Here is a 24,217-nt window from a genome sequence, read left to right as displayed (position 1 = left end):
TCATTTGAAAAAGTATTGTTTAATGTGGCGCGAGTTCATAATCCAATATGAGCTGCGTTGTTGCCGTATTTTTTGCGAACGGCATCTAAAGCGTGTTCTGCGTGACGCAATCTAGTATTTTTATTCATTGCGGACATGCTGTTTTGTGTAGGATTTTTAGATTCGCGAGTATTTTCCTCCAGAATATCGTTTAGAGAAGGCTGAAGTGAAACCTTATTTGTTGGCACAAGATTATTCGCTGTAACACCAGCTAAACGAACTGGGCTTAAAAGCTTTGTATTATTGCCTCCAAGAATGTAATTATGCACAATTGGATTAGCTTTAGAAAGCAAAACAACGACATGCTCGTAAAACTCGTGTGTTGAATCAGTTGCGTTTTGCAAAGTAGAAGATCTAGTAACATAATGCAAGTCGCCAAAGCGTAGTTTTAACGTTATAGTGCGTGCCATAAGTTTTCTGTTTCGCAACTGTTGAGTTACTTCGCTGCAGCATTGCTGTAGTAATTGTTTAACAGCATTCTCGTCCGTGGTATCTGTATCAAGAGTTCGCTCACTTCCAATGGATTTTTCAGGGGTATGTGCAGTCACAGTGCGCTCGTCTATGCCCCTAACTGATTGATATATCATTCTTGCTAAGATTTGCGAACCTGTTATGCGAGTAAGCGTTGCTTCGTCAACATTTTTAAGCGACGTAACAGTAGATAAGCCCCAATCCTCAAGCTTATGTATTAAAGATGAGCCAATTCCTGGTATTGCGCGCAATGGCATTATTGATACAAAATCTTCATTGCATTTTTGCGGAATAAGAAGCATTCCATTAGGTTTTGCATTAGTGGAAGCCATTTTTGCAATAAGTTTATTGTTAGCAATACCAACTGAACATGTAATATGATACTTTTCAAATACTTCTTTTCGTACCCAAGTTCCAATATTTACAGGCGATTTCCACTGTAATAAAGCCGATTTAACATTCATATAGCATTCGTCAACAGAAACTTTTTCAACTTGATTAGTAATATGCAAAAAAATATTTTCAAAAATACTTTTGGAAACGTTTGAATAATAAGGAATGTCAACTGGCAAGAAAACTCCTTGTGGACAAAGATTTCTAGCTTTAACAACGGGCATAGCGGAATTAACGCCGTAAGCGCGCGCTTCGTAGCTTGCTGCAGAAACAACAGCACGATTGCCTGTGCCAATAATAAGCGGCTTTCCTTTAAGCTCCGGATGTCTTGCAACTTCTAAAGAAGCATAAAATGCATCCATGTCGACGTGAAGTATGTTACAACCTGAGGTGTCGTGCCCCCAATCACGTTTCGCTGCTTGTACTCTCGGTGCTGTACTCATAAGTTTATAATAGAACAAACGTTCGATTTTATGGAAAAAATTTGTGGATTAAACTAATGTTTTTGTAGAAAAGCGTATGTCGGATCAATATTCATGTAGGGTTGTTGCTATGAAGCAATTTGTCGTCAATCTTTTACATCGCATGCCTGTGCTGCTTATTATCGTCATTGAGGCTTCAATGGTGTATACAGCAACCTCTGTTGCAAAAGTAGCTTTTAGCCAATTGGATCCTCTGTATGCAGTGTGGTATCGCGTAGGATTTATGACATTGTTGCTTTTGGCTTGGAGAAGACCATTTTCTCGCAGCAAACGTAGTCTTTTGCCAAAAACGCTACGAGAATGGGGGATTGTTGCAGCTGTTGGCGTGTCGTTAGTTGCTATGAACACTATGTTCTATGTTGCTATTAGTTGCATGGCTGTTGGCGTTGCGGTAACCATAGAATTCATAGGCCCCTTGCTTGTAGCTGTTATTACAGGTCATGAATGGCGAGAGCGTGTGGGAATTGTGATTGCTGTTTGTGGCATTATGCTGTTAGCTAGTGCTTCTATACATAGTTCAGTAAGCCCACATTTTCTAATTGGGTTATTCGCCATTCTTGTTGGCGGTTCAATGTGGGGTCTATATATTGTTTCAGGTCGCATGTTGGCAAAAAGTTCACATGCTATTGATCGTGTAAGTGTTGCAGCTCTTATCGGTTGGCTGCTGCAGTCTATTGTTCTTGCTATTCCTGCAGTGCAGCATGTTATTTCGCCTAAACCAGAAGCTACTTGGGCTGCTCGCCCTGGTGGTTCTTTTGCTTTACTTGCGTTAATGTTGGTTATTGCAATATGCGCTTCTTTCTTCCCAACTTTGCTTGATCAGGTTTTATTGAAACGTGTTACTTCTGCAAAATACTCTGTTATGCAAGCGTTGTATCCTGCGATCGCGGTTATTATTGGAATGGGATTTGGTGAAATTCCAACATTGACTGATATTGCAGGAATAATTCTTGTTATGTTTGCTGTAGTCGTAACGTTTTCTGGAGATCATAATCCTGTGTAGCACTGGATATTGTTATATTAATGTTATCTTAAAGTGTGTCGCCAAGCTTGTTTACAGTCCTTAAGAGGTGCTATAGTGTCAATCTGTTGCTGTTATGTACAGTAAACAAGTGGAGTCATGCCTGAGTGGCCGATAGGGGCACCCTGCTAAGGTGTTAGTCGTGTAAGCGGCTCGAGAGTTCGAATCTCTCTGACTCCGCGGGTTACTCCGGATTGCTTTTCGCGGTCCGGAGTTTTTGTTTTTTTATCGATTGCGTATAGAAAACGTGCAGTATGCAATTAAAATGCGCTTATTTTACACTTTAGAAATAAAAAATAATATATCAAAAGAAGAAATTGTGGATTTGTGAATAGCTCCGTAATTTTACTCAAGCTTTTAACCACAATAGTAAAAAAATATTTACTCATACTTTCTTTAAGCTCATAGTTGACTCATGAATGCTTATTAAAAGTGTTCAAAATAATATTTAAAGGGTTGGGCTAAAGGAGATTTTTATGAAAAAGTATGGAGGGAAGCATAATAGTGCTCGTAGCGATAACAATATGCGCGCTAGTATGAAACGTAAAACTATTCGTAGTCTGTCAGCATTTTTTGCTTCTATTTTTGTAATTCCTGCTATATTCTGCACGCAGTCAGCTTTAGGTTATTATGATGAACCTGGTGTATTTTATAAGGTTTCAGACAAAATAGAATGGCTTAAAGATCATACTCTTCGCACAAAGCTTGGTCCTACACCAAGTTATTGGGGCAAGAAACATATATCTTATTGTATTGAATCAAGTGTAGATTTTGGTCGCTCATCAGGTGATTGGAAGCAAGAACTCGACAAAGATTATCGCATTGCTGCAGAAATGATAAAAACTTCTAGTAATAATGACGATTTGCTTACTCAAACATCTATAGCTTTCGCAATGCACGATCATTTTGATCTTAAAAAAGATGAGTGGAAAAGAGCTGTAGATAATGGTTTTGAAAAAATCTCTACTGAGGATTTGAAAAAAACATCTAAGAAATTGTGGGAAGAAGCCGAAAATAATACTCCTATGAACTTAGAAGTTAATCAAGAGTATACTTCAGGAAAGCATGCTGGAGTTGTGCATGTAAGGGTGAAAAATATCAAGGGCTATGCTCTTAAAGATGTTCCTATTAGGCTTGAATCTGAAGATGCTTTAGTTGAGTTTAATGATGGTAAACAATCTGTTGAATTAAAGTCAAAAGATGAAGTAGTGAATATTCCTTGGAGTTCTAAGAGGAATGGTACTGCCATCGTTAAAATTGGATTTTTAGCTCCTAAAGCTGAAAGATATTATTCACCTGAATATCAAGACGAGATACGTTCCATAAACGATGCTGAATATAGTGAAAAACTTGCTTTCGGAGTAAAAGACAGTTTCCAGCCGACTCTTACTTCAAAAGTTGCAAAACATGAGCTGCATGTGGGCGAGAAGGTTGATAGCACGGTAACCAGTGGAGTGTTGGCAAAAGATAGTTGGTTAAATGGAGTTACTTTGCGTGCCCAAGGATATTATTTCGTTGGATCTGCTAAAGATATTTTGCAAATTAGGCAACGTAACAATGGCGAATCTGCAGTTCAATACCTGAAACGTATTAGAGCTTTGCCAGATTTGCGACAGGTTGCTGCAGCAAAAGCTGACTTTTCTAAAGCTAACGAAAGTGTGAATGCTAAGGCTAAACGCGCAAATGGCGATATTAGTGCATCAGATTTGAAGGAAGCTGAAGATTACAAAGTCGCTGATAATGAAGCTGGTCTTTTTGGCACATGGGTTTGGATTATTTCTCGTGATGCGCAGAAAAAAGAAGATGCAGATAAATTAGATGATGAAGTTGTGAAAGTATTTGGTTCTGCAGATTCTACTTCTGTATACCAAGCAACTATAAGTTCTGATGTTGTTACAAAGCAGAAAATTGTTGGTATTGGCACAGAAATTGTTAGTGAAATCACTGTAAGAGGTCTTCCGGAAACATATGGATCGTTTAAAGGTAATGAAACATATGGTTTTAATGCCGACAAGAAGGCACACATTCGCGTTTGGTGGGCTGGAGAAGGCAGTGAAAAAAGCACTAAAAAAGATAATGAAAAATATATGCCGGGATCTAAAGGTGAAGCAGCCGAGCAAGAGCCAAAAGAAGATGCGCATCATCATTTAATTGGTAATTGGGAGGTTCCAGCAGTAAATGGAGTTTATAAGGTTGGTAATGGAAGCATTACAATGCGCCCTATTGCTGGAGTCAATAAATCTTCTTCGGATCCGAAAGTTTTGAAAGATAATGTGCATATTCGCGCTAACAAAAATAGTGAGTCAGGATGGTATGTGTTTGTTTATGATTTTCCTGGTTCTTCGCGCGCTTTAGCTCATAAATCTGCGTATAACGGATTGTGGAGTCGTGCCTTAGTTGAACCAAATATTTTAACTACTCCTGTATCTGTTACAACTAGAGTAAGCGATGAAAAAGTTAAGGCTGGTGAAAAGTTCCACGATAATGCTCGTATTACTGGCACGTTGCCAAAAGGCAGTTACGTAGTGTTTAGTGCATACGAGTATGAAGATGGTAAGGAAAATAAGAGCGATTGTGACGGAGCTAAATGTAGCGATGCTAAGAAGGGTGATGCTAAGAATAGTGAAACTAAAAATAGCGGTACAAAAAACAGTAATTCTGAAACTAAGGAAACTAAGGAAGCTAAAGAAACTAAAGAAACTAAGGAAACTGCAATATCTGTTGAAATTGAGAAAAAAATGCCTCAATCTCGCGTAAATATTACAGATAAGCAGGCTGAAGAAAGTAAGAAGTCTTCTATTTCTGTAAGTTCTGCAGATATTACATTAGATCATGAAGGAACTATTTATTGGAAAGCTGAAGTTTACGATGCTCAGGGTAATCCTTTAGCAACTCATGTATTGGGTGTAGAAGGAGAGACTGTGCAAGTTTCCGGCGGCGAGGATCGTTCTAAGAATGATAAGAATGATGGAAATGATGAGCATGATGCAAATGATGAGAAAAATGAAGAAACTTTGAGTAATGAAACTGATGGAAAAAATAGTAATGAAAATAAGGAGAATGGTAAAGAAAGCAAAGAAAAAGTAGAAGAAAATCATAGTAAAACTGGTAGTGATGAAACGGTTAACAGTGATGATTTAACTGATTCAAAAAATGATGGGAACGATCATACTTCCAATCAACATGTCGGTACGAATAGCAACGAAAATGCTAGTAAGAATTATGTTAATCAAAGTAATACAATTCCAACATCGCTTGCTGTTACTGGCGCTTCTTCGGTAACTGTGATACTTCTTGCTGTTATTATGTTAACCTTTGCTTCAGGTTTATCGTTAGGTCGTTTTTCAGCTATAGTTCCTAAACATGGGAGAATGTCTACTGGGGCACGGCATAGCGAAATTCCTCCAATGAGGCGTAGATTAGTGCGATAATATGTTTTGATATAGAATATTTGACGCGTTAGTCTATTGAGATCTTTTTGAAGTAGATTAACGCGTCATTTTGCAATAAATAATACGATGATGCATAATATAGATACAACGATTTATTGTATTAATTTGTATATGATGTTATAACCTTTGTGTGGTTATGTAATTGATAAATCGGAGTAACGATGAAAAGTTATGATATTGATAAAGAAAAACTGATAGTACGCATGCATCGAGTACAAGGTCAGCTTGCAGCAGTCAATACTATGATTGAAAACGATGCGAAGTGTCAAGATGTTCTTATGCAGCTTTCCGCTGCAACTGCTGCTTTACATTCTTTAGCAGTGATAGTGGCAAGGGAACATGTCAATAAAGAAATACATGAATCTGTAAAAATTGGTACCGAAGGAGGTGCCGATGCAGCAATGGAAGATATTTCTGGTATCATTGACAGGTTATTGCGTTACGAAAAAGCGTAGTATTGGTAGTATCTAGTGATTAATTCGCATAATATTCTGCACACTGTTCGTCAATTGCAATCGCAGCCTTTCGAGGCTTCTTTCGTAGAGAAAAAATCAGAGTTTATTGGATGTATTTGTCATATTGACAATCTTGACGATGCTGTGGAATTTATGCAATCAGTGCGTTTTAAGAATCCTAAAGCTCGTCATGTTGCTTATGCTGCAATTTGTGGCTCATCGAAAGCTCAATTGCGTGAGCGCATGAGTGACGATGGTGAGCCAACTGGGACAGCAGGAAAACCAATATTAGATGTACTTAGATCGTCAAATTTAACAGATTGTGTAGTAACAGTAACGCGATATTTTGGCGGTATTTTGCTTGGAGCTGGTGGTCTAACCAGAGCTTATGCGCGTGCAGCAAGTATGGCAGTAGAATCTGCGCAAATAGTTGATATTATTACGTGCACTCGTTTTACTTGCAAGTTGCAATATCAACAATTGCGAATGTTGCAGCATATTGTAAGTCAAATGGAAGGCATAATTGACAACGAAATTTATGGTGCTGAAATTTCTCTTAATATTGCTATTCCAACTTTAAAATCACAAGAATTTCTTGATATGGTTCAGAATGCTTTTTCTGGAAGCGTTGTGCCGGAAGCAGATGGTACTCTAAGTAATAAGCTGATAGATACTAAGCGTTAAAGGTGATTTCATGGAAAAGACTAATGAAAAAACAAACACTACTGACGATTCATCTTATGAACCTTTAACTGCTGTATATGAGCATTTACGACATAGCGAAGATTCAGCTGAGCTTCATGAATTTGCTAGGAGAGAATTACCGGATCGATCAGATCAAGCGGCATTTTCTAGAGCCACTTCCTTGCTTGAAGCAGTTGCAGGTAATATCAATACTCCAGAAGAAGACCGTATTTATTTAGCTACAGAAATGCCTTTTCCAAACATATTAGTGAAACTTTCTGAAGATTCTGCTGATAAAGTGCGTTTGGCTGTTGCTGAAAATAAAAATGCTAAAAATTGGTTAGTTGGAAGACTTACTAAAGATTCATGTAATGCAGTTCGAAATGCTGCATTATGCAATCCAAAAGCTTCTTGGAAAATGCGTTTAGAGGGTGCGCAATCGGATGGCATAAGTGCTGAAACATTGAAATATTTGGCCTCCCTTGGTGTTAGTGCAGAAGAAAACGCTCCAACTGTATTAGCTTCCATGGTACGAAGAGCTGTTGCGTTAAATCCTGGTGTTCCACAAAATGTGCTGCAAGAATTATGTAACGATAAATCTGAAGATGTATCATCAGCGGCGCGCAGTCGTTGCTAACGCGAATAATGGAGCGTATGGATAATACAACAGATGAAGAAGTAGCAATGAAGCCATTACACCGTCTTGCTGAATTAATGGGCGTTGGCGTGAGTTTTATTGGTTCAGATAATCAAAAACACGAGATTCAAGATAACGTATTAGTTTCGGTTTTAGGCGCATTAGGCGTGGACGCTTCGACCAATGAGGCAATAGAAAAATCTACAAACGACGTTTTAGCGTATCGACATGGACGCATTATTGCGCCAACTATTTTGCACACTGTTGGCAAATGTGATGAAGTTACAGTTAATACGGGAATATTAGAATACCCAGTTGCAACATTGACATTGGAAAATGGTGAACAATATAAAGGCGATTTAACTATTGTTCCTAACGAAAATGATGTTGCATACCCTGTAAATGGGAAATTTGTTGCAACATCTCTTATAAAAATTCCTGAAGATGTGCCAATGGGTTATCACACATTGCGTGTGACGGTTGGTGAGCGTCAAGAAGAGGCAACACTTATTAGTGCTCCAGAAAGCATTGATACGCTTAATTCCTTGGAACCAAATGGAGAACAGCTTTGGGGATGGATGGCGCAACTTTACTCAATCCGTTCTTCAAAGTCTTGGGGCGTTGGTGATTTTGCTGATTTGGCGACTCTTCTTACTGAAGCTAAGCAAAAAACTGGTGCTGACTTTGTGCTAATAAACCCAATGCATGCAGGTGAGCCTATAACTCCGCTTACTCCATCTCCATACCTGCCGGTTGCTCGAGGAATGGTAAATGTAACGTATATTCGCCCAGAAAGTATTCCTGAGTACGAAACGTTAAACGATAAAACTCGCAAAGAAATTGAAAAGCTTCATGGACAGGTTGAGCCGCTTAACAATGACGCGCAAATAATAGACCGTGATTCCATGTGGCGTGTAAAAATGCGTGCATTGTGGCTGATTTTCAAGGCTGGTATGTCTGAAACTCGCGCTCGCGTTTTTAATGAGTTTAAGCAGGAGATGGGTGACAGGCTTGAATCTTATGCTACTTGGTGCTTGTGCTATGACAAGTGGGGTGCTCCAAAGGGTGACGATTGCTGGGAGAGGACTCTTACTAAGGATTCTGATCAAGTTCGCGAATTAGCTAATCGTTTCCCAGATACTCTTGAGTTTTATCGTTGGCTTGAGTGGGTTGCTTTTACGCAATTGCATGATGCTCAAGTTGCTGCTCGTAACGCTGGTATGAAAATCGGCATTATGTCTGATATGGCTGTTGGCGTGCATCCTGCAGGATCTGAAGTTTGGTGGAATCCAGAGCGATTTGCTAACGGAGCTACTGTTGGTGCTCCGCCTGATTACTTCAATCAGCAAGGTCAAGATTGGTCTCAGCCACCTTTGCATCCATTTGAGCTTGAGCGTACTGGTTTTAAAACATACCGAGATATGGTTCATGGAATGTTTGCTTCAGCAGGCGCTGTTCGCATCGACCATATTCTTGGACTTTTCCGCTTATGGTGGATTCCAGAAGGTTCAGCTCCAAGTGGCGGTGCTTATGTTTACTACGATGCTGATATTATGCTTGGCATTTTGGCAATTGAAGCCGCTCGCGCTCACGGTGTAGTTGTTGGCGAAGATTTGGGTGTTTTGCCTGCAAATGCTTTGGAAGTGTTGCGCAAGAAGGCTGTGCTTGGTTGCACGGTTGAATGGTTCGAAGAGCGTGACGGCGAATTCCGCACTCCAGACAAGTGGCGCGAAATGACGCTTGCATCTGTAAATACGCATGATTTGCCTCCTGCTGCCGGCTATTTGCGCTATGAACAGGTTAATATTCGTGAGCGTTTGCACTTGCTTACTGGTTCTGTTGAAGAATTCCGCGCTGGCGCTGAGGCAGAGCATCGCGCTATGATGCGAATGTTGGTCAAAGGTGGTTATTTGGATGCTCAGTTGCTTGAAGATGAGGATGCTCATACTCAGGAGATTATTGAGGCATTGTATCGCGCTTTGAAGGATGCTCCTTCGCGTTTGCTTGCTGCTTCTTTGGTTGATGCAGTTGGAGAGTATCGTACGCAAAATCAGCCTGGAACGAATGACGAGTATCCAAATTGGCGTATTCCGTTAGCTGATGGTGAAGGCAATCCTGTGTCTTTGGACAATATGTTTGATTTGCCTAGAGTGCGGTCGCTTTCAGCAATTATGAACGCGTGACGTTTTGCGATTCGTTTTGCGATTCGTTTTGCGATTCGTTTTGCGATTCGTTTTGTAATTCGTCGCAGCCTTATATAAAATATACATTTGCAAGTAGTCGCCACTTGGCGATATACTTGCAGATTGTTGTGTTTCCCTAAGGGGTCCTTCAAAGCGCTTTTCCCACTCGCCATCGAGGACTTTCAGGGAGCCCACGGATTATGAGTAAAATATTTTCTATAAACCAAGAAAATATACGCTCGAAACACAATAGAGAAAAGGTACGATTGTGAAGACTTTCACACCGAAACCAGCAGATTTAACTCATGACTGGTACATCATCGATGCCACTGACGTGGTACTTGGTCGTTTGGCCTCTCAGGTAGCAATCTTGCTGCGTGGTAAGAATAAGCCAACGTTTGCTCCTCATGCTGATTCTGGCAATCACGTTATTATTATTAACGCTGAAAAGATTGCTTTGACTGGCAATAAGTTGAGCAAGGAACTGTATTCCCACTCTGGTCGTCCAGGCGGCCTTCGTCGTGATAGCTATGCAGAGCTTTTGGAGAGGAATCCAAAGCGTATTATCATGACTGCCGTTAAGGGCATGCTTCCAAAGAATCGTCTTGCTAAGGTGCAGCTTGACCGTCTTCGTGTGTTCACCGGCGCTGAGCATCCGCACACTTCGCAGAAGCCACAGGTCTTCGAGATCGCTCAGGTCTCTCAGCAGGCTAAGTGAGATCAAGGAGAATAGATATGGCAGAAAATAACAACTCCGCGGTTCTTGAGAACGAAGAAGAACTGACTAGCTACACCACTGAAACCAATGCTGGTGCAGGCACTGGTACTTCCGCCATCGAGCCAGGCTATGGCACTGGTCGTCGTAAGGAAGCTGTTGCTCGCGTGCGCTTGGTTCCTGGCTCCGGCAAGTGGACTATCAATGGTCGCACTTTGGAGGAGTACTTCCCATCTCGTTTGTTGCAGCGCGAAGTGAATTCACCAATCGTGTTGCTCAAGCTTGAAGGCAAGTTTGATGTTGTAGTCCTCGTTGACGGTGGTGGTACCACTGGTCAAGCTGGTGCTATTCGTTTGGGTGTTGCTCGTGCATTGAATGCTATCGATCGCGATGCAAACCGTGTTGCTTTGAAGAAGGCTGGCTTCTTGACCCGCGACGCTCGCGTTGTGGAACGCAAGAAGGCTGGTTTGCACAAGGCACGTCGTGCACCTCAGTTCTCGAAGCGTTAAGTTTCGCGAATTTATATTTGCAAATGGCTCCTGGTTTTGCTGGGAGCCATTTTTTGTATTTTTTATTATTTATTAAATTAAATTAAATTAAATTTGTTGAGTAAATGTTATAAATAGTGTGCAACTAGCCGTTAAAATTGACATTCTAGAAAAATTTATCTATTAATCGAACATAAATTATTACAAATAAGAACAAATAACGAACAATAGAGGATAAAGCTCGCTCATAAATAGCGCAACTCGCTCCAAAGATGCGAAAGTACAGCAAAGAGGCTAAATTGTGACTTGTATCACATATTTAGCGGTGAATACTAAATTAGTCTGCTCATAAGTCTATTGGTACCGCTGGTGGAACTATCGAGGAGGATACTCATGGTTGAGGCACAACACCAAGCCGAGACTGGCAAAACTGCTAGTGCTGATGACGTTGCGTTAGCTGCTCAAAATGAAGTTGATCAACTTGTTGAAAAAGCAACTGTCGCTTTGAATGAGTTTGAGAAGCTTAATCAGCAGCAAATCGATCATATTGTTGCTAAAGCTTCAGTGGCAGCGTTGAATAAACATTTGGTTCTTGCAAAGATGGCTGTCGATGAAACAGGTCGTGGCCTAGTAGAAGACAAAGCTACAAAAAATATCTTTGCATGCGAACATATTACGCATTATCTAGCAGGTCAAAAAACAGTTGGTATTATTCGCGAGGACGATGTTCTCGGAATTGACGAAATAGCTGAACCGGTTGGTATTGTTGCAGGCGTAACTCCAGTTACTAACCCAACTTCTACAGCTATTTTTAAGTCGCTTATTGCACTTAAGACTCGTTGTCCAATTATTTTTGGATTCCATCCTTTTGCGCAAAAGTGCTCTTCTGAAGCAGCTCGAATTGTTCGCGATGCTGCTGTGGCTGCAGGCGCGCCAAAAGATTGCATTCAGTGGATTGAACATCCTTCAATTGAAGCTACCGGTGCATTGATGAAACATCCAAAGATCGCAACTATTCTTGCAACAGGCGGTCCTGGAATGGTTAAGGCAGCATATTCTTCAGGAAAACCTGCTCTTGGTGTGGGTGCAGGAAATGCTCCTGCATATGTCGATAGTGACGTTGATATTGTGCGCGCTGCAAACGATTTGATTCTTTCAAAGCATTTTGATTACGGAATGATTTGTGCAACAGAGCAAGCAATTATTGCGCATAAGGATGTGTATGAGCCATTACTTCGCGAATTGAAGCGCAGGAAAGCATATTTTGTTAATGCTGACGAAAAAGCTAAGCTTGAACAATATATGTTTGGATGCACTGCATATTCTGGAAATACACCAAAACTTAATTCCGTTGTTCCTGGTAAGTCTCCGCAATATATTGCGCACGAAGCTGGATTTGAAATTCCAGATGATGCTGTGATTTTGGTTGCAGAGTGCAAAGAAGTTGGCGAAATGGAGCCGCTTACTATGGAAAAGCTCGCTCCTGTACACGCAATGCTTCGTGCAGAAAATAAGGAACAAGGCTTCAAGATGTGCGAGCAGATGCTTGTACATGGAGCTGGTCACACTGCTGTAATTCACACAAATAATCAAGATCTTGTGCGCGAATATGGTGTTCGTATGCATGCTTGCAGAATTGTTTGGAATTCTCCTGGATCTCTTGGTGGCGTTGGAGATATTTACAACGCGATTGCTCCTTCGCTTACTCTTGGATGCGGATCTTATGGTGGAAATTCCGTTTCCGGCAACGTACAAGCTATAAATCTTCTTAATATTAAGCGTATTGCACGAAGGAATAATAATATGCAATGGTTCAAGATTCCGGCTAAAACTTATTTTGAGCCGAATGCTATTCGTTATTTGAGGGATATGTACGGCGTTGAGCGCGCAGTTATTGTGTGCGATAAGGTTATGGAGCAACTTGGCGTAGTCGATAAGATTGTTGATCAGCTTCGTGCTCGAGATAATCGCGTTAGCTTCCGTATTATTGATTACGTTGAGCCTGAGCCAAGCGTTGAAACAGTTGAGCGAGGGGCTGCAATGATGCGTGACGAATTCCAGCCAGACACAATTATTGCTGTTGGTGGTGGTTCGCCAATGGATGCTTCTAAGATTATGTGGCTTATGTATGAGCATCCGGAGATTTCTTTCGCTGATTTGCGAGAAAAGTTCTTCGATATTCGTAAGCGCGCATTTAAGATTCCGCCTCTTGGCAGCAAAGCTAAGCTTGTTTGCATACCAACTTCTTCCGGAACTGGTTCTGAAGTTACGCCTTACGCTGTTATTACAGATCACAAGACTGGATACAAGTATCCTATTACGGACTACGCTTTGACTCCAACGGTCGCAATAGTCGATCCTGTTTTGGCTCGTACGCAGCCGCGTCGATTGGCATGTGATTCTGGTTTTGATGCCTTAACTCATGCTATGGAAGCTTATGTTTCTGTTTACGCAAATGATTTTACGGATGCTATGGCTTTGCATGCTTCGAAACTTATTTGGGAAAATCTCAACGATTCCGTGAATTGCGAAGATTCTCAGCGCAAGGTTGAAGCGCAAGAAAAAATGCATAATGCAGCTACTATGGCTGGAATGGCGTTTGGTTCTGCATTCTTAGGAATGTGCCACGCTATGGCTCATACTATTGGTGCTTTGTGCCACGTTGTACACGGTCATACAAACGCAATTTTGCTGCCTTACGTTATTCGCTATAACGGTCAAATTCCGCAAGAGCCAACTAGCTGGCCAAAGTACAACCGCTATATTGCTCTTGAGAGATATCAGGAGATCGCTAAGAATCTCGGTGTAGATCCTGGTAAAACCCCTGAAGAAGGCGTTGAAAATCTTGCTCGTGCTGTTGAAGAGTATCGAAATGAAAAGCTTGGAATGGACGCTTCGTTTAAGGCTTGTGGCGTAGACGAAGAGTACTACTGGTCGATACTTGACAATATTGGCATGCGTGCTTACGAAGATCAGTGTGCGCCTGCAAATCCTCGTATTCCGCAAATTGAGGATATGAAGGATATTGCTATTGCTGCATATTATGGTATTTCTCAAAAAGAAGGCCATCGCATGCGTTTGGAGCGTGAAGCGGCGTAATTATTTGCGTATTTAGTTAATAATGGCAGAAGCTCAACTAATTGTAGTTTCTGCCATTTTTTGTTGGAAAATAGCCGACACGCCCGGTTTTTAATAATCGAAGGTTGATGGTTTAATTACTTAGTTGCCTGTTTTAAGGCTCGCATATTGTAATTAAAAAAAGCGAGCGCGGAAGCAAAAACTTTGAATCGAAATCTTTTTGTATGAATAGGTTTTTGATGCCGCGCACTGATGTGGAATTACCCTAGGGGTTTATTCTCGCCGGTGCCCTTGAATTCAGGTTGGTAAACAGTAAACGAATCGCTAGAAAGGGCGGACGGCAATGGCGGGACAGAAAATCCGCATCAGGCTTAAGTCCTATGACCATGAGGTCATCGACCAATCGGCGAAGAAAATCGTCGAGACGGTGACGAACGCGGGCGCCACAGTAGTGGGTCCGGTTCCTCTGCCGACCGAGAAGAACGTGTTTGTTGTTATCCGTTCTCCTCATAAATACAAGGATTCTCGCGAGCATTTCGAGATGCGCACTCATAAGCGCCTCATTGACATCGTAGATCCAACGCCAAAGGCTGTGGATTCTTTGATGCACATTGACCTGCCTGCGGATGTAAACATCGAGATCAAGCTGTAGGAAGGGGGAGAAAGTAATGTCGCAGAATAAGAATCGCACTGCATTGCTCGGCCGCAAGCTGGGTATGTCGCAGGTTTGGGATGAAAACGGCTTCTTCGTCCCCGTAACTCTGGTTGAAGTTGCTACTAACGTAGTTACCGCTGTAAAGACTGTAGAGTCTGACGGTTATTGCGCAGTACAGCTCGGTTATGGCCAGATTGATCCTACCAAGGTGACTAAGCCATTGGCTGGTCATTTTGCAAAGGCTGGTGTAACTCCTCGTCGTCACCTCGCTGAGGTGCGCACCGAGAACGCAGCAGATTATCAGCCAGGTCAGGAATTGACTGCTGAATTGTTCGCTGAGGGTTCTGAAGTAGATGTCACTGGCACTACCAAGGGTAAGGGCTTTGCTGGCACTATCAAGCGTTGGGGCTTCAAGTCCTATCGCCGTACTCACGGCTCGCACAAGAACGAACGTCGCCCAGGTTCTGTGGGCGCTTGCGCAACTCCAAGCCGCATTTTGAAGGGCAAGCGTATGGCTGGTCGCATGGGTCATGTGACTTCCACCGCGCTTAACCTCACAATCGTTTCTTCGGATGTCGAGAACGGCATTCTCGCTATTAAGGGCGCTGTTCCAGGTCCTAAGGGCGCAATCGTTCTCGTCCGTTCGGCAGTGAAGGGAGCCTGATAATTATGGCAAACGTAACTCTGAACGTCACTGATACTAAGGGCAATGCAAGCGGAACCGTTGAAGCTCCTGCTGAAATTTTCGGCATCTCCAACGAAGACGTTTTAGCTCACGGTCCACTGGTTCATCAGGTCGTAATCGCTCAGCTTGCTGCTGCTCGTCAGGGCACCCATGCTGTGAAGAATCGTGCTAATGTTTCCGGCGGCGGTAAGAAGCCATGGAAGCAGAAGGGCACCGGTCGTGCTCGCCAGGGTTCCATTCGTGCTCCTCAGTGGGTACATGGTGGCGTTGTTCACGGTCCAGTTCCTCGTAAGTACGATCAGCGCACCCCGAAGAAGATGAAGGCAGCTGCTCTTCGCTACGTTCTTTCGGATCGTGCAAATGCTGGACGTATTGCTGTAGTTGACTTTGGTATTAAGGATGTTCCATCCACCAAGACAGCTGTTGCAGCACTTACTCCTGTGACCAATAACCAATTCACTACTGTTGTTCTTTCTCGTGAGAACATCAATGAGTGGATGTCTGTACGCAACATTCCAACTGTTCACGTGATCTTCGCTGATCAGCTCAACACTTACGATGTTGTTACAGCTCAGTACGTCGTCTTCTCCAAGGAAGGCTTCGAAGCCTTCGTTGCTGCTAAGACCGAGCCTGTCGTTAAGGAGGCCTGATTTAAATGGTCGCAGTCCATAACCCAGCACATGACGTAATTCTTAAGCCAGTTGTTTCTGAAAAAAGTTACGCAGCTTCTGATCGTGGTCAGTACACTTTCGTAGTGGCTCCAGATGCTAACAAGGTTCAGATCAAGCAGGCTATCGAAGAAATCTTCAAGGTCAAGGTGACAAACGTTAACACTTTGAACCGCGCTGGCAAGTTGAAGCGCTCTCGCACCGGTTTCGGCCGTCGTGTGAACCAGAAGCGTGCTATTGTCACCGTGGCTGAAGGTCAAACGATTGACATCTTTGGTAACTGAAGGCTAGCCGAGAAAAGTAAAGGAATACTATATTATGGCTATCCGCGTTTATAAGCCGACGACTGCAGGCCGTCGTAACGCTTCGGTTTCGGATTTTGCCGAGATCACGCGTTCTACGCCTGAAAAGTCGCTGGTACGCAAACTCAGCAAGACTGGTGGTCGTAACTCTTACGGCCGCATGACTTCTCGCCATCGCGGCGGCGGTCACAAGCGTCAGTATCGTCTCATCGACTTCAAGCGTTGGGACAAGGATGGCGTGCCAGCAAAGGTCGCTCATATTGAGTATGACCCTAATCGTTCCGCTCGCATCGCTTTGTTGCATTACGCAGACGGTGAGAAGCGTTACATTATCGCTCCTGAAGGCGTTGCCCAGGGTGATGTTATTGAGACCGGCGCTCAGGCTGATATTAAGCCAGGCAACAACCTGCCTCTGAAGAATATCCCAACCGGTACCGTGGTTCACGCAATTGAACTTCGTCCACTTGGTGGTGCGAAGATTGCTCGTTCCGCTGGTGCCGCTGTTCAGCTCGTCGCTAAGGATGGTGCTTATGCGCAGTTGCGTATGCCGTCTGGCGAAATTCGTAACGTGGACGCTCGTTGCCGCGCTACTGTTGGCGAAGTAGGTAACTCCGATCACGCCAATATCGAGCTTGGTAAGGCAGGTCGCGCACGTTGGCTTGGTCGTAGACCAATCACCCGAGGCGAATCCATGAACCCTGTGGACCATCCACATGGTGGTCGCACCCGTGGTGGTAAGCCACCAGTTTCTCCATGGGGCAAGGGCGAGGTTCGTACACGTCGTCCAAAGAAGGCTTCGAACAAGATGATTGTTCGTCGTCGCCCGAATGGTAAGAACCGCAAGTAAGGGAGTGTCGAATAGATGACTCGTAGCATCAAGAAGGGCCCTTTCGTCGACGCCCACTTGCAGAAGAAAGTCGACGAGCAAAACGACAAGGGTACGCACAATGTCATTAAGACTTGGTCGCGTCGTTCGATGATCACTCCTGATTTCATTGGACACACCTTTGCCGTACATGATGGCCGCAAGCATGTGCCGGTATTCGTTACCGAAGCCATGGTTGGTCATAAGCTCGGTGAGTTCGCCCCGACCAAGACCTTTAAGGGTCACGTGAAGGACGACAAAAAGGCACGCCGCTAAAGGAGAGTTAGGACACATGGAAGCTAAAGCAATCGCTCGTCACGTTCGCGTGACGCCGCGCAAGGCTCGCCGCATGGTCGACCTCATCCGAGGCAAGCGTGCAAGCGAAGCTATTACCATTTTGAAGTTTGCTCCTCAGGACGCATCATTGCCGGTGCGCAAGGTTCTTGAAAGCGCGATCGCTAACGCTCGCGTTAAGGCTGAAAAAGCCGGTGAACCATTCCGTGAGCAGGACTTGGTCATCAAGGAAACCTATGTGGACGAGGGTGTAACGCTTAAGCGTTTCCGTGCTCGTGCACAGGGTCGCGCTGCGCGCATTAACAAGCGCACAAGCCATATCACTGTTATCGTCTCGCTTAAGGAAGGAGCCCGCTAAAGATGGGTCAGAAGATCAATCCTTTCGGCTATCGCCTGGGCATCACCGAGAATCATCGCTCTAAGTGGTTCTCTGACTCCAACAAAGCTGGCGAGCGTTATCGTGACTTCGTCCTTGAGGATGACAAGATTCGCAAGGAAATGAGCCATGACCTCGAGCGTGCTGGCGTATCTCGTATCGTTATCGAGCGCACTCGTGATCGCGTTCGTGTAGATATTCACACTGCTCGTCCGGGTATTATCATCGGTCGTCGTGGCGCTGAAGCTGAGCGCGTTCGCGCAAAGCTCGAGAAGCTCACAGGCAAGCAAGTACAGCTCAACATCTTCGAAGTGAAGAATGCTGCACTTGACGCTCAGTTGGTTGCTCAGGGAATTGCGGAGCAGTTGACAAACCGTGTTACATTCCGTCGTGCTATGCGTAAGGCACAGCAAGATGCAATGCGTGCAGGTGCCAAGGGTATCCGTATCAAGCTCTCCGGTCGCCTTGGTGGCGCCGAAATGAGCCGCTCTGAGTTCTATCGCGAGGGTCGCGTTCCACTGCAGACTCTTCGTGCCTTGATTGATTACGGCTTCTTTGAAGCTAAGACCACATACGGCCGTATCGGCGTAAAGGTCTGGATCTACAAGGGTGATATGACCGAGCGTGAGTTCGAAGAGCAGCAGGCTCAGCAGGGTAAGCGTGAAGGTCGTCGTGGTGGCGATCGTCGTCCACGTCGTGGCGCACGTCCTGCTAACCAGCAGAAGGCTGCTGAAGCACAGGCTGAAAAGCCAGCTGAAGCTGCAGCTGCTGAAGCTCCTGCCGCAACGGAAACGAAGGAGTGAGCAGATGCTTATCCCAAAGAGGACTAAATATCGTAAGCAGCACCGTCCTACCCGTAGCGGCATGTCTAAGGGTGGCACCGAGATCGCTTTCGGCGATTTTGGTATTCAGGCGCTGGCTCCGGCTTACATCACTAACCGACAGATCGAGGCAGCTCGTATCGCAATGACTCGCTACATTAAGCGTGGCGGTCGTGTGTGGATTACGATCTTCCCAGATCGTCCATTAACCAAGCACCCGCTTGGTGCGCGAATGGGTTCCGGTAAGGGTGCTCCAGAATTCTGGATTGCCAACATCCACCCAGGACGCGTAATGTTCGAGATCGGTGGTGTTTCTGAGGACATCGCTCGCGAGGCTTTGCGCCGCGCTATCGATAAGCTCCCAATGAAATGCCGTGTTATTGCGCGTGAAGGCGGTGACATCTGATGCCAGTCGGAACTGCAGACTACACCATCAAGAATTTGAACGAGAAGACAAATGCTGAGATCGAAGGCTTCTTGAAGAAGTCTAAGGAAGAGCTATTTAACTTGCGCTTCCAGGCAGCAACTGGTCAACTCGAAAACAGCGCTCGCCTCAAGGCGGTCAAGCACGACATTGCCAGGATGTATACTATCCTGCGTGAGCGTGAACTCGGCATCAGCCAAGAGCCTGGCGCCACTGAGGTCAAGGAGAAGTAAGCATGGCTGAGAACCAAGAGCGCAACTTCCGCAAGGTTCGTCGCGGCTACGTCGTGTCCGAGGCCATGGACAAGACAATCGCCGTTGAGCTGGAGCAGCGTTCGACACACCCGCTTTACGGTAAAGTCGTTCGCTCCACCCGCAAGGTCAAAGCCCATGATGAACACAATGAGGCACATATTGGCGACCTCGTGAGTATTATGGAAACTCGGCCACTGAGCAAGACCAAGCGTTGGCGTCTCGACTCGATTATCGAGCGCGCCAAGTAAACAAGTTCGGCAAGGCTCCGCGCTTCACCTGTGTCTGCTACTGTGGTAGACACAGGTGAGTGGGGAGAACCAGCTCGGCTAAGGAGAATCAATGATTCAGCAGGAAACGCGGCTTCATGTCGCCGACAACACGGGTGCTAAGGAGTTACTTGCCATCCGCGTGCTCGGTGGATCGAAGCGACGCTATGCCGGCATCGGCGACATCATCGTCGCCTCCGTCAAGGACGCGATCCCTGGCGGGTCGGTCAAGAAAGGCGACGTAGTTAAGGCTGTCGTCGTCCGTACTGTCAAGGAACATCGCCGTGTCGATGGTTCCTATATTAAGTTCGATGAGAACGCCGCCGTAATTCTCGGCTCCGGTCGTGAACCAAAAGGCACTCGTATCTTCGGACCAGTCGGTCGTGAATTGCGCGATCAGCGCTTCATGAAGATTGTGTCCCTTGCTCCGGAGGTGATCTGATATGGTAGCCAAGATTAAGTCCGGCGACCAGGTGAAGGTCATTCGCGGCAAGGATCGCGGTAAGGAAGGCAAGGTAGTTCGTGTACTAGCCGATGACCGTTTGATCGTAGAAGGCGTTCAGGTCGTTAAGAAGCACGTTCGCGCCACCCAGCAGGGTCAGCAGGCGGGCATTGTTTCGGTTGAGGCTCCAATCCATCGCTCTAATGTGATGGTTATTGATCCAGAGACCAAGCAGCCTACACGCGTTGGCGTGATTGTTAAGCAAGAGGCTCGTGACGGCAAGGTTAAGACCGTGCGCGTGCGTGTCGCCAAGAAGTCCGGAAAGGAGCTGGCATGACCGATACTACAGTTGAGTTGCCGGCAACTCCGCGCTTAAAGCAACAATACAAGGATGAAATCGTACCAGCCTTGGAGAAAGAATTCGGCCACACTAATCCTATGCAGGTGGCTCGCGTGCAGAAGGTTGTCGTCTCTATGGGCGTCGGCGCTGCAGCTCGTGATTCTAAGCTCATCGAAGGTGCGATTAAGGATCTCACTTTGATTGCCGGCCAGAAGCCAAAGGTAACTAAGGCAAAGAAGTCTGTCGCTCAGTTCCATTTGCGCGAAGGTCAGGCTATCGGTGCTTACGTAACTCTTCGTGGCGATCGTATGTGGGAATTCTTGGATCGTTTGCTCACTCTGGCTTTGCCTCGTATCCGCGATTTCCGTGGTATCAATGGCAACCAGTTTGACGGTCAGGGTAATTACAACTTTGGTCTTACGGAACAGTCTATGTTCCATGAGATCGATCCTGACTCGATTGATCATCAGCGTGGTATGGACATCACCGTGGTGACTACCACCAAGGACGATGTGGAGGCCAAGTCTTTGCTTAAGCACCTCGGTTTCCCATTCAAGGAGAACTGAAATGGCAAAAACCGCTCTGAAAAACAAGGCGGCCGCCAAGCCGAAGTTCAAGGTACGCGCTTATACGCGTTGCCAGGTTTGTGGTCGTCCTCACTCCGTGTATCGCAAGTTCGGTCTGTGCCGCATCTGCCTTCGTGAGAAGGCTCATCGCGGTGAGTTGCCGGGTGTTACGAAGTCCAGTTGGTAAATATCGACGCTGAAGGTCCACTGCTTGAAGACAAAGTTCTCATATAGAGGCGGTGGAAACCACGGCGAGAAAGGGCGTTAGCCCACATGACAATGACAGATCCAATCGCAGACATGTTGACACGTCTGCGTAATGCGAGCGCGGCAAAGCACGATACCGTGGAAATGCCGTACTCCAAATTCAAGGCGAATATCGCCGAGATTCTGAAGCACGAAGGCTATATTAAGGACTTCGCTGCTAAGGAAGCTAAGGTTGGACAGACGTTGGAAATTACGTTGAAGTATGGCTCCAATGGCCAGCGTTCTATCCAAGGCATCAAGCGCATTTCTAAGCCAGGCTTGCGTCGTTACGCAAAGTCTGATGCTTTGCCAATGCCTCTTGGTGGCCTCGGTATTGCTATTATCTCGACCAGCTCGGGATTGTTGACTCAGAAGGAATGCCTCGATCGAGGCATTGGCGGCGAAATCGTCGCCTACGTATGGTGAGAAAGGAGAGCTGAAGATGGCATCGCATATTGGTAAGCTCCCCGTCGACATTCCTGCAGGCGTGGAAGTAAAGATTGAAGGTCAGTCCTTCAGCGTCAAAGGCGCTAAGGGTTCTGATTCTTATGAAATTCCAGAGGGAATCACCGCAGCAGTCGCTGACAATCAGATTGTTCTGACTCCAGTTGACGATTTGCGCCCAACTCGTGCAAAGCATGGTTTGGCTCGCGCAATTGTTGCTTCTATGGTGAAGGGTGTGCATGACGGCTACACCAAGACTTTGGATATTGTCGGTACCGGTTATCGTGCAGTGATGAAGGGCAAGGGCATTGAGTTCTCGCTCGGTTATTCTCACACTATTACCGTTCAACCACCGGCAGGTATTGAGTTCGAGTTGCCAAATCCTAACCAGGTAATCGTAAAGGGCACCGATAAGCAGACTGTTGGCCAGGTTGCTGCTAACATTCGTAAGCTTCGTGCTCCAGAACCTTACAAGGGTAAGGGTATTAAGTACACCGATGAACGTATCCTGCGCAAGGCTGGAAAGGCTGGTAAGTGATATGAGCGTTAAGATTTTCGGTAAGGGTACCAAAGTCGCACGTTTGCGTCGTCACGCCCGTCTTCGTAAGCACATTGCCGGCACATCTGAACGTCCTCGTTTAGTTGTTTCCCGTTCTAACCGTCATATGGTTGCTCAGATTGTGGATGATACCAAGGGAATTACTTTGGTAAGCGCTTCCACTTTGACTGCTGACTTCGCTGGTTTCACTGGCACGAAGACTGAAGCTGCAACCAAGGTTGGCGAATTAGTAGCGGCTAAGGCGAAGGAAGCGGGTATCACCGCTGTAGTCTTCGACCGTGGCGGTAACAAATATCATGGTCGCGTCGCAGCAGTGGCTGAAGGCGCCCGTCAGGGAGGTCTGGCACTGTGAGCGACAACGAAAAGGAAACCCAAGTGGCTGAAGAAACTCAGAACACTCAGGCATCCGCTGAGGAGCGTAACGATGATCGTCGTTCTCGCCGTAACAAGGGCGAGGGTAAGCGCGGCGAACGTCGTAATCGTCGTGAAGAAAACCGTGGCGAAGAGCTTCTGGATCGCGTAGTTACTATTAACCGTGTTTCCAAGACCCACAAGGGTGGTCGTACCTTTAGCTTTGCAGCACTTGTTGTTGTTGGCGACGGTAAGGGCACTGTTGGTGTTGGTTACGGCAAGTCTCGCGAAGTTCCAGCTGCTATTGCTAAGGGTCAGCTTGACGCTAAGAAGCATATGTTCACTGTTCCACGCATTCGTGGTACCGTCACTCATCCAGTGCTCGGTCACGATGCTGCTGGTACTGTGTTGCTCCGTCCAGCTGCTCCAGGTACTGGTGTAATTGCTGGTGGTGCTGTGCGCGCTGTTATGGAATGCGCCGGCATTACGGACATCCTCACCAAGTCCATGGGCTCTGCAACTGCTGTAAACGTAGTGCGTGCTACTGTGGACGCTTTGAAGAAGCTCGAAGAGCCAGAAGAGATTTCTGCTCGTCGTGGTCTTTCTCTTGAGGAAGTCGCTCCTGATGCTTTGCTCCGTGAGCGTGCTGCCGGCATTGCCGAAGCTCGCAAGGCTCGCGAAGAAGCTCAGGCCGCCAAGGCATCTGAAGCAAAGGATGGTGAGTGATGTCAAATTTGAAGATCACTCTGGTGCATGGTTTAGTTCATACAACTGAGCGCCAGCGCGCGAATGTTCATACGCTCGGCCTTCATAAGATTGGTCACAGCGTAGTTCGCGAGGACACCCCCGTCAATCGTGGCTTGGTTATGGCCGTTCGCCACTTGGTGAGCGTCGAGGAGGTCGACTGATTATGGCTAACGAAGAACCAATGCTGCATATGCACACGTTGCGTCCAGCTCCAGGAGCTAAGAAGGATCGCATCCGTGTAGGTCGTGGTGAAGGCTCTAAGGGTAAGACCTCAGGTCGTGGTGATAAGGGCACAAAGAAGCGTTATCAGGTTCGTCCTGGCTTCGAAGGTGGCCAGCTCCCACTGTACATGCGCTTGCCTAAGTTGCGTGGCTTCAAGAGTCCTTTCAAGAAGGAATTCCAAGTCGTCAACGTTGCAGATCTTGCTGAACTTTTCCCAAAGGGTGGCGAGGTTACTGTAGCTGACCTTATTACTAAGGGCGCTGTACGTGATGGCTATCCTGTAAAGGTTCTTGGTGATGGTGAATTGACTGTTGCCTTGACTCTTAAGGGTATGAAAGCTTCTGCTTCTGCTAAGGCAAAGGTTGAGGCTGCCGGCGGCTCCATCAGCGAAGAGTAGTTAAAGGCTACTTAAAGCTTGATGCAGTTATAAATCTGTGATAGTCCCTCTAGCATTGTCTAGAGGGACTATTTTTATCACCAAAACTCACCAATAACCTATTTCAGTAGGTACCGTGGGTTAAACTATTGCCTCAGAGTTTGTTTTTTGCACTGTTGCGCCTAGGAGTGCGCGAAAAAAGGGAGGAAGACCCAG

Annotated in this window: 31 protein-coding genes and 1 tRNA gene; 31 read left to right on the top strand and 1 reads right to left on the bottom strand. The window is 45.6% G+C overall.

Features of this window, described 5'->3' with window-relative positions:
• Positions 1-35 precede the first annotated feature (35 nt).
• A complete protein-coding gene (gene dinB, locus HXT26_RS05220) occupies positions 36-1,346 on the bottom strand; it encodes a DNA polymerase IV (protein ID WP_032835315.1) in 1,311 nt (436 codons plus the stop codon).
• Positions 1,347-1,455: 109 nt separating this feature from the next.
• On the opposite strand from dinB, the gene HXT26_RS05215 reads away from it, so the two are divergent.
• From HXT26_RS05215 to rplO, 31 genes are all read left to right on the top strand, one after another.
• Positions 1,456-2,388 (top strand): EamA family transporter, encoded by a 933-nt coding sequence (locus HXT26_RS05215; RefSeq protein WP_004574098.1) that lies wholly within the window; start codon positions 1,456-1,458, stop codon positions 2,386-2,388.
• A gap of 111 nt (positions 2,389-2,499) precedes the next feature.
• A tRNA-Ser gene (locus HXT26_RS05210) sits at positions 2,500-2,586 on the top strand.
• 296 nt (positions 2,587-2,882) lie between these two features.
• The gene (locus HXT26_RS05205) at positions 2,883-5,837 is read left to right on the top strand and encodes a peptidase (RefSeq protein WP_174143427.1); all 2,955 of its coding nucleotides are present in this window, start codon (positions 2,883-2,885) and stop codon (positions 5,835-5,837) included.
• A gap of 182 nt (positions 5,838-6,019) precedes the next feature.
• Positions 6,020-6,313: a metal-sensitive transcriptional regulator gene (locus HXT26_RS05200; protein WP_004574096.1), complete on the top strand. Its 294-nt coding sequence runs from the start codon at positions 6,020-6,022 to the stop codon at positions 6,311-6,313.
• 15 nt (positions 6,314-6,328) lie between these two features.
• Positions 6,329-6,997 (top strand): YigZ family protein, encoded by a 669-nt coding sequence (locus tag HXT26_RS05195; RefSeq protein ID WP_004574095.1) that lies wholly within the window; start codon positions 6,329-6,331, stop codon positions 6,995-6,997.
• A 10-nt stretch (positions 6,998-7,007) separates the two neighbouring features.
• Entirely contained in the window at positions 7,008-7,634 is a 627-nt protein-coding gene (locus HXT26_RS05190; RefSeq protein ID WP_004105530.1) for a hypothetical protein, read from the top strand.
• 8 nt (positions 7,635-7,642) lie between these two features.
• Positions 7,643-9,817 (top strand): 4-alpha-glucanotransferase, encoded by a 2,175-nt coding sequence (malQ, locus tag HXT26_RS05185; protein ID WP_100209130.1) that lies wholly within the window; start codon positions 7,643-7,645, stop codon positions 9,815-9,817.
• A 268-nt stretch (positions 9,818-10,085) separates the two neighbouring features.
• Complete coding sequence (rplM, locus tag HXT26_RS05180; RefSeq protein WP_004574093.1) at positions 10,086-10,535, top strand: 50S ribosomal protein L13; 450 nt, start codon at positions 10,086-10,088, stop codon at positions 10,533-10,535.
• A 17-nt stretch (positions 10,536-10,552) separates the two neighbouring features.
• Positions 10,553-11,041 carry a 30S ribosomal protein S9 gene (rpsI, locus tag HXT26_RS05175; RefSeq protein WP_004105525.1) on the top strand — a complete coding sequence of 163 codons (489 nt, stop codon included), beginning with the start codon at positions 10,553-10,555 and terminating at the stop codon, positions 11,039-11,041.
• 372 nt (positions 11,042-11,413) lie between these two features.
• On the top strand, positions 11,414-14,119 hold the full coding sequence (adhE, locus tag HXT26_RS05170) for a bifunctional acetaldehyde-CoA/alcohol dehydrogenase (RefSeq protein WP_410295685.1): 2,706 nt from the start codon (positions 11,414-11,416) through the stop codon (positions 14,117-14,119).
• A 322-nt stretch (positions 14,120-14,441) separates the two neighbouring features.
• Complete coding sequence (gene rpsJ / locus HXT26_RS05165) at positions 14,442-14,750, top strand: 30S ribosomal protein S10 (protein ID WP_003808013.1); 309 nt, start codon at positions 14,442-14,444, stop codon at positions 14,748-14,750.
• Between the two features lie 16 nt (positions 14,751-14,766).
• Complete coding sequence (gene rplC, locus HXT26_RS05160; protein ID WP_004105519.1) at positions 14,767-15,417, top strand: 50S ribosomal protein L3; 651 nt, start codon at positions 14,767-14,769, stop codon at positions 15,415-15,417.
• Positions 15,418-15,422: 5 nt separating this feature from the next.
• The gene (gene rplD, locus HXT26_RS05155) at positions 15,423-16,088 is read left to right on the top strand and encodes a 50S ribosomal protein L4 (RefSeq protein WP_004105517.1); all 666 of its coding nucleotides are present in this window, start codon (positions 15,423-15,425) and stop codon (positions 16,086-16,088) included.
• Positions 16,089-16,093: 5 nt separating this feature from the next.
• The gene (rplW, locus tag HXT26_RS05150; RefSeq protein ID WP_004105515.1) at positions 16,094-16,390 is read left to right on the top strand and encodes a 50S ribosomal protein L23; all 297 of its coding nucleotides are present in this window, start codon (positions 16,094-16,096) and stop codon (positions 16,388-16,390) included.
• Positions 16,391-16,424: 34 nt separating this feature from the next.
• Positions 16,425-17,255 (top strand): 50S ribosomal protein L2, encoded by an 831-nt coding sequence (gene rplB, locus HXT26_RS05145; protein ID WP_004574091.1) that lies wholly within the window; start codon positions 16,425-16,427, stop codon positions 17,253-17,255.
• 15 nt (positions 17,256-17,270) lie between these two features.
• Complete coding sequence (gene rpsS / locus HXT26_RS05140; protein ID WP_004114357.1) at positions 17,271-17,549, top strand: 30S ribosomal protein S19; 279 nt, start codon at positions 17,271-17,273, stop codon at positions 17,547-17,549.
• Positions 17,550-17,565: 16 nt separating this feature from the next.
• Complete coding sequence (gene rplV, locus HXT26_RS05135) at positions 17,566-17,925, top strand: 50S ribosomal protein L22 (protein ID WP_004105510.1); 360 nt, start codon at positions 17,566-17,568, stop codon at positions 17,923-17,925.
• 2 nt (positions 17,926-17,927) lie between these two features.
• Positions 17,928-18,746, top strand: coding sequence for a 30S ribosomal protein S3 (rpsC, locus tag HXT26_RS05130; RefSeq protein ID WP_004574090.1), 819 nt, complete (start codon positions 17,928-17,930; stop codon positions 18,744-18,746).
• 4 nt (positions 18,747-18,750) lie between these two features.
• Positions 18,751-19,170: a 50S ribosomal protein L16 gene (gene rplP / locus HXT26_RS05125; RefSeq protein ID WP_004109684.1), complete on the top strand. Its 420-nt coding sequence runs from the start codon at positions 18,751-18,753 to the stop codon at positions 19,168-19,170.
• A complete protein-coding gene (gene rpmC / locus HXT26_RS05120; protein WP_004105502.1) occupies positions 19,170-19,421 on the top strand; it encodes a 50S ribosomal protein L29 in 252 nt (83 codons plus the stop codon). The genes rplP and rpmC overlap by 1 nt, the downstream gene beginning before the upstream one ends.
• Before the next feature lie 2 nt (positions 19,422-19,423).
• Complete coding sequence (gene rpsQ, locus HXT26_RS05115) at positions 19,424-19,690, top strand: 30S ribosomal protein S17 (protein WP_004114365.1); 267 nt, start codon at positions 19,424-19,426, stop codon at positions 19,688-19,690.
• A gap of 91 nt (positions 19,691-19,781) precedes the next feature.
• The gene (rplN, locus tag HXT26_RS05110) at positions 19,782-20,150 is read left to right on the top strand and encodes a 50S ribosomal protein L14 (RefSeq protein WP_004574089.1); all 369 of its coding nucleotides are present in this window, start codon (positions 19,782-19,784) and stop codon (positions 20,148-20,150) included.
• A gap of 1 nt (position 20,151) precedes the next feature.
• Complete coding sequence (rplX, locus tag HXT26_RS05105; protein WP_004105501.1) at positions 20,152-20,487, top strand: 50S ribosomal protein L24; 336 nt, start codon at positions 20,152-20,154, stop codon at positions 20,485-20,487.
• Entirely contained in the window at positions 20,484-21,056 is a 573-nt protein-coding gene (gene rplE / locus HXT26_RS05100) for a 50S ribosomal protein L5 (RefSeq protein WP_004109679.1), read from the top strand. Before rplX ends, rplE begins: the two co-directional genes overlap by 4 nt.
• Position 21,057: 1 nt before the next feature.
• Positions 21,058-21,243 (top strand): type Z 30S ribosomal protein S14, encoded by a 186-nt coding sequence (locus HXT26_RS05095; RefSeq protein WP_003808046.1) that lies wholly within the window; start codon positions 21,058-21,060, stop codon positions 21,241-21,243.
• 86 nt (positions 21,244-21,329) lie between these two features.
• Positions 21,330-21,728, top strand: a complete 399-nt coding sequence (gene rpsH, locus HXT26_RS05090; protein WP_004105495.1) for a 30S ribosomal protein S8 — start codon at positions 21,330-21,332, stop codon at positions 21,726-21,728.
• A 16-nt stretch (positions 21,729-21,744) separates the two neighbouring features.
• A complete protein-coding gene (rplF, locus tag HXT26_RS05085) occupies positions 21,745-22,284 on the top strand; it encodes a 50S ribosomal protein L6 (protein ID WP_004105494.1) in 540 nt (179 codons plus the stop codon).
• Between the two features lies 1 nt (position 22,285).
• On the top strand, positions 22,286-22,657 hold the full coding sequence (rplR, locus tag HXT26_RS05080; protein WP_004109670.1) for a 50S ribosomal protein L18: 372 nt from the start codon (positions 22,286-22,288) through the stop codon (positions 22,655-22,657).
• Positions 22,654-23,382: a 30S ribosomal protein S5 gene (gene rpsE, locus HXT26_RS05075; RefSeq protein ID WP_004574087.1), complete on the top strand. Its 729-nt coding sequence runs from the start codon at positions 22,654-22,656 to the stop codon at positions 23,380-23,382. The genes rplR and rpsE overlap by 4 nt, the downstream gene beginning before the upstream one ends.
• A complete protein-coding gene (gene rpmD, locus HXT26_RS05070) occupies positions 23,382-23,564 on the top strand; it encodes a 50S ribosomal protein L30 (RefSeq protein WP_004105491.1) in 183 nt (60 codons plus the stop codon). The genes rpsE and rpmD overlap by 1 nt, the downstream gene beginning before the upstream one ends.
• Before the next feature lie 2 nt (positions 23,565-23,566).
• Positions 23,567-24,022, top strand: a complete 456-nt coding sequence (gene rplO / locus HXT26_RS05065) for a 50S ribosomal protein L15 (RefSeq protein ID WP_004105490.1) — start codon at positions 23,567-23,569, stop codon at positions 24,020-24,022.
• The last annotated feature ends 195 nt before the right edge of the window (positions 24,023-24,217 follow it).

The sequence above is a fragment of the Gardnerella sp. DNF00497B genome, from assembly GCF_049262725.1.
GTDB lineage: Bacteria > Actinomycetota > Actinomycetes > Actinomycetales > Bifidobacteriaceae > Bifidobacterium > Bifidobacterium leopoldii.
The sequence above is the reverse complement of the archived record's forward strand: the minus strand, read 5'-3'. Positions and strand labels throughout refer to the sequence as shown.